The organism is Roseomonas sp. TAS13 (genome assembly GCF_001950415.1).
In the GTDB taxonomy this organism is placed as follows: Bacteria; Pseudomonadota; Alphaproteobacteria; order Acetobacterales; family Acetobacteraceae; genus Roseomonas; species Roseomonas mucosa.
Window position 1 is genome coordinate 1 of the sequence record NZ_BDLP01000229.1, and the last position, 7,021, is coordinate 7,021.

The following is a 7,021-nucleotide window of genomic DNA, read 5'->3' on the forward strand; positions in this document are numbered from 1 at the left end:
CTCGTGCCCCTGGGCCGCGCCGGCGCCCGGCGCCAGGGCGACCAGCTCCTCCCCGCCATGCCGGGCGAGGTGGTCCCCCTCCTGCAGCGCGCCGCGCAGCGTGGCGGCCACCGCCTTCAGCACGAGGTCCCCGCCGGCATGGCCATGCCGATCGTTGATCGCCTTGAAATGATCCAGGTCGAGCAGCATCAGCGCGCAGGATCCACCTTCCCGGCCCAGGCGTGCCGCCTCCGCCATGGCGAAGCGGATGAGGCCCCGGCGATTGGCGATGCCGAGAAGCGGATCGGTGGCGGCCAGCCGGTCCAGTTCCCGGTTGGCGGTCCGCAGGGCCTCCAGCTCCTTTCGCAAGGCCAGGGCATCCGGCGACTGCCGCTGCGCCGAGATGTCGGTCAGCAGGGTGAGGTAGCCGCCCCCCGGCATGGGGCAGCCGGCCACCAGCAGGTGCACCCCGCCGGGGCGCTGCCGTTCGAGCTGGAAGCGGTGGCCACTGCGGATCGCTTCCTTGCGGAAGGCGGCATGGCGCATCGAGGACCCCGGGCCATACTCGCCCGTGGCGGCAATGCGCTCGATGATGGGCTGGACAGGGGCAAGGGGAAGCATATCCGCCGCGGCCACGGGGAAGGTGTCCTGCCAGGCGTGGTTGGTGAGGGCCAGCCGCATCTCCGGGTCGGTCACCATCAGCGGCTGCGGCAGGAGCATCAGCGCCTCCCGCAGGAGGGGGATGGTTTCCAGCGAGAAGTTGTGGCCGGACCACCCGTTGCCCGCCGGTCCGCCGTTCAGCCGCTCGACCAGCCGTGGGCCGGATGGGGCGATCTCCGGGTCCGTGGTGATCTGGAGTGGGGTTGTGCGTTCTGGTGTGGCGACCGGCATGTCATCCCGGACAGCAGAGGTGGCAGGTGAGGTGACGAGTCTGGAAATATCCGCAATCGGAGCGTGTATAACAGTTCTGTGATGCGAAGGCGATACAAACACTCGCCATGCCGTCGCGCTGGCCGGGCAGGGACGGGCTTGACGCTTCCCCCGCAACGGGGTTCTGCACCCCTGTCCCCGCCGCGCCGCCGTGAGTCCCCGCCCCATGCTCCGTCGCTTCTTCGCCTATTACCGCCCCTGGCGGCGCCTCTTCCTGCTGGATTTCGGCTGCGCAGTGCTGTCGGGCCTGCTGGAACTGGGCTTTCCCATCGCGGTGCGGGCCTTCGTGGACCATCTCCTGCCGCGGCAGGACTGGCCGCTGATCCTGCTGGCCTCGGCGGGGCTGATCTTCATCTACCTCGCCAATACCGGGCTGATGGCCATCGTGAACTACTGGGGCCACATGCTCGGAATCAATATCGAGACGGAGATGCGGCGGCGAGCCTTCGACCACCTGCAGAAGCTCTCCTTCCGGTTCTATGACAACCAGAAGACGGGCCATCTGGTGGGCCGGCTGACCAAGGACCTGGAGGAGATCGGCGAGGTCGCGCATCATGGGCCGGAAGACCTGTTCATCGCGGTGATGACCTTCCTCGGCGCCTTCGCGCTGATGCTCTGGGTCAATATGCCGCTGGCCCTGATGACGGCGGTGATCGTGCCGCTGACGAGCTGGATCTCCACCCACTACGGCAGCCGCATGACCCGCACCTGGCGCGCCATCTACGGCCGCGTCGGCGCCTTCAACGCGCGCATCGAGGAGAATGTCGGGGGCATCCGCGTGGTGCAGGCCTTCGCCAACGAGGATCACGAGAGGGCGCTCTTCGCCCGCGACAACACGGGCTACCGCGATACCAAGCTGCAGGCCTACCGCATCATGGCGGCCAGCCTGTCCATCTCCTATCTCGGCATGCGGCTGACGCAGATGGTGGTGATGGTCGCCGGGGCCTATTTCGTGATCCGGGGCGAGCTCACGGCCGGCGGCTTCGTCGGCTTCCTGCTGCTGGTCGGCGTCTTCTTCCGGCCGGTGGAGAAGATCAACGCGGTGCTGGAGACCTATCCCAAGGGCATCGCCGGCTTCCGCCGCTACATCGAGCTGCTGGAAACCCGGCCCGACGTGGCGGATGCGCCCGATGCCGTGCCGGCGCCGCCGCTGCGCGGCGACATCCGCTTCGAGCACGCCTCCTTCGGCTACACGCCGGACAAGCCGGTGCTGCGCGATATCGACCTGGAGATCGGAGCCGGGGAGACGGTGGCCTTCGTCGGCCCCTCCGGCGCCGGCAAGACCACGCTCTGCTCGCTGCTGCCGCGCTTCTACGAGCTGGATACCGGGCGCATCACCATCGACGGGATGGACATCCGCCGCATGACCCTGGCCTCGCTGCGGGCGCAGATCGGCATCGTGCAGCAGGACGCCTTCCTCTTCTCCGGCACGCTGCGGGAGAACATCGCCTATGGCCGCCTCGATGCCGGCGAGGCGGATATCCGCGAGGCGGCACGGCGCGCACGGCTGGAGGCCATGATCGCCGCCCTGCCGGAAGGGCTGGACACGGTGGTGGGCGAGCGCGGGGTGAAGCTGTCGGGCGGGCAGAAGCAGCGCATCGCCATCGCCCGGATCTTCCTGAAGAACCCGCCGATCCTGATCCTGGACGAAGCCACTTCCGCCCTCGACACCGAGACGGAGCGGGCCATCCAGGCCTCGCTGGCCGAGCTCTCCGAGGGGCGCACCACGCTGGTGATCGCCCATCGCCTCGCCACCATCCGCAACGCCGACCGGATCGTGGTGGTGGACGCCTCCGGCATCGCCGAGCAGGGCCGCCATGCCGATCTGGTGGCGCGCGGCGGGATCTACCGCCGCCTGCACGAGGCGCAGCACGGGCCGGCCGGTACGACGCGGGCGGGGTAGGGGGCGCCTTTGCACCCAGCTCCGGGGGAGGGGAGCCTTGTCCCCTGGGATGGCGCAACGCCGGACGTGACGCGAAAGCCTGAATTCCCCTCCGCGCGGTGCTGTTCTAGAAAGGCGGGAATGGCCGAACCCCTCGTCGAGATCCGCAACCTGCGGGTCGCCTTTGCCTCCGCCACCGGCGTCACGCCCGCCGTGCGCGGCCTGTCCCTGACCCTGGGCCGGGAGAAGCTCGGCATCGTGGGGGAAAGCGGCTCCGGCAAGTCCGTGACCGGCCGCGCGCTGATGCGCCTGCTGCCCGGCAGCGCGGATGTGCAGGCCGATGCGCTGCGCTTCGGCCGCACCGACATCCTGAAGGCGCCGGAGCGGGAGATGCGGCGCCTGCGCGGCGGCCGTATCGGGCTGATCCTGCAGGATCCGAAATACAGCCTGAACCCGGTGATCACCATCGGCCGCCAGATCACCGAGGCGCTGCGCCAGCACAAGCGCGTCGGCCGGGGCGAGGCGCGGGACCGGGCGCTGGCGCTGCTGGAGAGCGTGCGCATCCGCGATCCGAAGCGCGTGCTGGAGTCCTACCCGCACGAGGTTTCGGGCGGCATGGGGCAGCGCGTGATGATCGCCATGATGCTGGCGCCGGAACCCGACATGCTGATCGCCGACGAGCCGACGAGCGCGCTGGATTCCTCGGTGCAGGCGGAGATCCTGCGCCTGATCGGCGATCTGGTGGACAGCCGCGGCATGGCGTTGATGCTGATCAGCCACGACCTGCCGCTGGTCAGCCATTTCTGCGACCGCATCCTGGTGATGTATGCGGGGCAGGTGATGGAGGAGCTGAAGGCCTCCGAGCTGCACAAGGCGGAGCATCCCTATACGCGTGGCCTGCTGGCCTGCCTGCCCTCGCTGGCCAGGCCGCGCGGCCGCCTGCCGGTGCTGACGCGCGATCCGGTCTGGCTGGAGCCGCAGGCTCCCGTCCATCATGGAGGAGCCGCGTCGTGATCGAGGTCGGCGACCTGCATGTCCGCTTCGGCAGCACTCATGCGGTGAAGGGCGTCTCCTTCTTCGTTGGCCAGGGCGAGAGCTTCGGCCTCGTCGGGGAAAGCGGTTCCGGCAAGTCCACCGTGCTGCGCACCCTGGCGGGGCTGAACGAGGACTGGTCCGGCACGGTCATGGTGGACGGCAAGCCGCTCGGGCGGCGGCGCGACCGGGAGTTCCACCGCCGCGTCCAGATGGTCTTCCAGGACCCCTATGGCTCCCTGCATCCGCGCCAGACGGTGGACCGCCTGCTGTCCGAGCCGCTGCTGATCCACGGCATCGGCGAGGTGGACCAGCGCATCGTGCGGGCGCTGGACGAGGTCGCGCTGCCGCGCGCGGCGCGCTTCCGCTTCCCGCACCAGCTTTCCGGCGGCCAGCGCCAGCGCGTGGCCATCGCCCGCGCGCTGATCGCGGAACCGTCGGTACTGCTGCTCGACGAACCCACCAGCGCGCTCGACGTCTCGGTGCAGGCGGAGGTGCTGAACCTTCTCGCCGACCTGCGCGCCGCGCGTGGTCTGACCTTTCTGCTCGTCAGTCACAACCTCTCCGTGGTGGCGCAGATCTGCGAAAGGCTGGCGGTGATGCAGAACGGCGAGATCGTCGATCTGCTCACGGAATCGGACCTTCGCAGCGGGCAGGCGCATCACGCGCATTCGCGGGACCTGCTGCGACTTTCGCGGGAGCTGGAAGAGGGCTGAGAAGCCGTCGCGTCGGGCCCGGGCTGCGTGACAACCGCCCGGGGCGTGATCTCATCACAGTGTGAGCATGAACGGGCTGCCACAGAGGGTGGAACGGTCGTTTTCCGGAACGGAAGCGGCTATGCCGCTGATGATGACTGAGCCCGATGCAAGCGCATCCCCGTTCCACCGCGACCTCGCCCGGGACATCCTGCTGCGGCTGCGCGCGCGTGGCGCCCGGCCCGGCGATCGCCTGTCGCGCCTCGGCCTCGCCCGGGAATTCGGCGTCAGCCGCACACCGGTCCTGGCCGCGCTCGCCCTGCTGGAGCGTCTCGGCGTCGTGGCCACCGAGGGGCGTTCCGTCAGGATCCTCGATCCCGACTACGATCCGGCGCGCCTCGACGTTGCCGACGAGACCGCCCGCCTGGTGCTGCGGATCGCACGTGAGCGGCGCGACGGAAATCTGCCCGAGGACGTGTCGGAGCGGATGCTGCGGCAAAGGACCGGGGCCAGCCGCACGGCGTTGCAGGAAGCCTTGCATCATCTGGAGGCGGTGGGGATCGCCACGCGCAACCGCGGCCATGGCTGGCGGCTCAGCGTAGGTTTCGCGAGCGAGGAGGAGCGCGTGGCTTCCTACCGCTTCCGCCTGATGCTGGAACCGGCCGCGCTGCTGGAGCCACGGTTCAGCCTGTCCGCCGACCGGATGGCCGCCATGCGGGAGAGCCAGGAGGTCGCCCTGCGGCGGCAATGGCGGGAGGAGGACGTGCCGCGTTTCTACGAGGGCGCCGCGGCCTTCCATCTCGCGCTGGCGCAGGGCTGCGGCAACCGTTTCGTCATCCAGGCGGTGGAGATGCAGAACCGCCTGCGCCATCTCTACGGGCTGCACCTGCTGAACCGGGAGCGCGCGCATGAGGCGGCGCGCGAGCATCTCGGCATCCTCGATGCGCTGGAACTGGGCGACCGCCCCCTGGCGGCGGAACGGATGCGCGCGCACCTGCAGGGCAGCATCGCCGTGCGGTAGAGGGCGCCCGCAGGGAGGTCAGGTCCCGGCCGGGATATCCTCCTCCAGCAACGCCGCTTCCTCGGCATCCAGGCGGCCCGCCTCCTCGGGCCGGAGGCCGAAGCGCAGCGCGACATCGGGGGCGTAGCGCAGCAGGTCGGGCCGCAGCCGGATCAGCGCCAGGTCCTTGGCCTTGGCCTCCAGCATCACGTCGAATTCCAGCCCTTCGGCGAGGCGCATGAAGGTGATGAACTCGAAGGGATTGCAGTAGTCGGCGTGGCCCGTCCAGACGGGCGGCACGAGCACGGTCTTGTTCTTGCCGGTCCGGCGGTCCTTGCGCTGCATCTCCCGCAATTCCGTTCGCGGCGAGGAGAAGTGGCATTTCGGGCGCACCCCCTCGGGCCAGGAGCGCAGAAAGCGTTCCAGCGCCGGGCGCATCGCCAGCCCTTCCGGGTTCAGGCACCAGAAGTGCTGGTGGTCGAAGATCAGCCGCACGCCGGTCCGCTCGTGAATCCAGATCACGTCGGCGGCGGAGAAGCGCAGGTCGTCGTTCTCCAGCACCAGGCGGCGCCGCACGGGCTCGGGCAGCCGTTCCTCCCAGCAGCGCACCCAGCGCTCCCGGCTGGCCGGCACGTCGCCATAGGTGCCGCCGACATGCACCACCAGCACGGCCTCCGGGCCGAGCCCCATGCGGTCCAGCATCTCCGCCTGGGCGGCGAGGTCGCGGATGCTCTTCTCCACCAGCACCGGATCGGGGCTGTTGAGCACGATGAACTGCGAGGGATGGAAGGAAAGCCGGATATCCAGCGCCCGCGCTCTGGCGCCGAAGGCGCGCAGCTCCGCGTCGCTTTCCGCGATCATGCCGTGGAACTGCGGCATGTCGGGGTGCGTGGCATAGGGCGCGAGGTCCGAGGACATCCGGTACATGCGGATGCCGTGCCGGGCGAGATAGTCCAGCGCCTGATGCATGTATTCCAGCGAGACACGGAGATGCGGCGCACTCTGCCAGCGCCGCGTGTCGTTGCTCCGGATCTCCGGCGCGCCCATCAGCTTGACGGGAAAGCCGAGGCGCAGCGGTTCCTGTGCGGCCATGCCGTCCGTCTTCCCCCTGGGTGTCACCCGTCGCCAACGCGGCATGGCGGCCGGGGTTCGGGGGCCTCGCCGAAGCGTGCGGACGGGGCCGCCCCAAGGGCCGCCCTAAAGGCCCTGGAACAGCGCCGTGGAAAGGTAGCGTTCCGCAAAGGAGGCGGCGATGCCGACGACCAGCCGGCCCTCCATTGCCGGGTCCCGCGCCACCTCCACCATCGCGTGCAGCACGGCGCCAGAGGAGATGCCGACCGGCAGGCCCTCCAGCCGTGCGCAGCGGCGGGCCATGGCCATGGTGTCGGACTCGCCCACGGCGCGGATCTGGTCCACCCGCTCCAGCTCCAGCACCCCCGGCTTGAAGCCGGCGCCGATGCCCCTGTCTCTTGATCACATCTACGCACAGCTCCACCGTAAGGC

The 7,021-nt window shown here is 69.7% G+C and carries 7 protein-coding genes; 4 read left to right on the plus strand and 3 right to left on the minus strand.

The features are described 5' to 3' along the window. On the minus strand, window positions 1-870 hold an 870-nt coding region (locus ROTAS13_RS16270), incomplete at its 3' end, for a sensor domain-containing diguanylate cyclase (protein WP_171979116.1). Window positions 871-1,075: 205 nt separating this feature from the next. Here ROTAS13_RS16270 and ROTAS13_RS16275 point away from each other — a divergent pair. The 4 genes from ROTAS13_RS16275 to ROTAS13_RS16290 all read left to right on the plus strand — a co-directional run bounded on the left by ROTAS13_RS16275 (window position 1,076) and on the right by ROTAS13_RS16290 (window position 5,539). After that, window positions 1,076-2,812 (plus strand): ABC transporter ATP-binding protein, encoded by a 1,737-nt coding sequence (locus tag ROTAS13_RS16275; RefSeq protein WP_075822860.1) that lies wholly within the window; start codon window positions 1,076-1,078, stop codon window positions 2,810-2,812. A gap of 120 nt (window positions 2,813-2,932) precedes the next feature. Beyond that, entirely contained in the window at window positions 2,933-3,805 is an 873-nt protein-coding gene (locus tag ROTAS13_RS16280; protein ID WP_019461651.1) for an ABC transporter ATP-binding protein, read from the plus strand. Beyond that, on the plus strand, window positions 3,802-4,539 hold the full coding sequence (locus tag ROTAS13_RS16285; protein ID WP_058389206.1) for an ABC transporter ATP-binding protein: 738 nt from the start codon (window positions 3,802-3,804) through the stop codon (window positions 4,537-4,539). Before ROTAS13_RS16280 ends, ROTAS13_RS16285 begins: the two co-directional genes overlap by 4 nt. A 130-nt stretch (window positions 4,540-4,669) precedes the next feature. Next, window positions 4,670-5,539 carry a GntR family transcriptional regulator gene (locus ROTAS13_RS16290; protein ID WP_171979117.1) on the plus strand — a complete coding sequence of 290 codons (870 nt, stop codon included), beginning with the start codon at window positions 4,670-4,672 and terminating at the stop codon, window positions 5,537-5,539. An 18-nt stretch (window positions 5,540-5,557) separates the two neighbouring features. Here the strand turns inward: ROTAS13_RS16290 and uvsE are convergent, their stop codons facing one another. Further along, a complete protein-coding gene (gene uvsE / locus ROTAS13_RS16295; protein WP_058389205.1) occupies window positions 5,558-6,610 on the minus strand; it encodes a UV DNA damage repair endonuclease UvsE in 1,053 nt (350 codons plus the stop codon). A gap of 105 nt (window positions 6,611-6,715) precedes the next feature. Further along, entirely contained in the window at window positions 6,716-6,952 is a 237-nt protein-coding gene (locus ROTAS13_RS16300; protein ID WP_216348665.1) for a hypothetical protein, read from the minus strand. Window positions 6,953-7,021: the final 69 nt, after the last annotated feature.

What these genes read in the sequence shown, in the direction of transcription:
- ROTAS13_RS16275 (WP_075822860.1), top strand. Translation starts at nt 1,076, where the DNA reads ATGCTCCGTCGCTTCTTCGCCTATTACCGCCCCTGGCGGCGCCTCTTC.
- ROTAS13_RS16280 (WP_019461651.1), top strand. Translation starts at nt 2,933, where the DNA reads ATGGCCGAACCCCTCGTCGAGATCCGCAACCTGCGGGTCGCCTTTGCC.
- ROTAS13_RS16290 (WP_171979117.1), top strand. Translation starts at nt 4,670, where the DNA reads ATGATGACTGAGCCCGATGCAAGCGCATCCCCGTTCCACCGCGACCTC.
- uvsE (WP_058389205.1), bottom strand. Translation starts at nt 6,610, where the DNA reads ATGGCCGCACAGGAACCGCTGCGCCTCGGCTTTCCCGTCAAGCTGATG.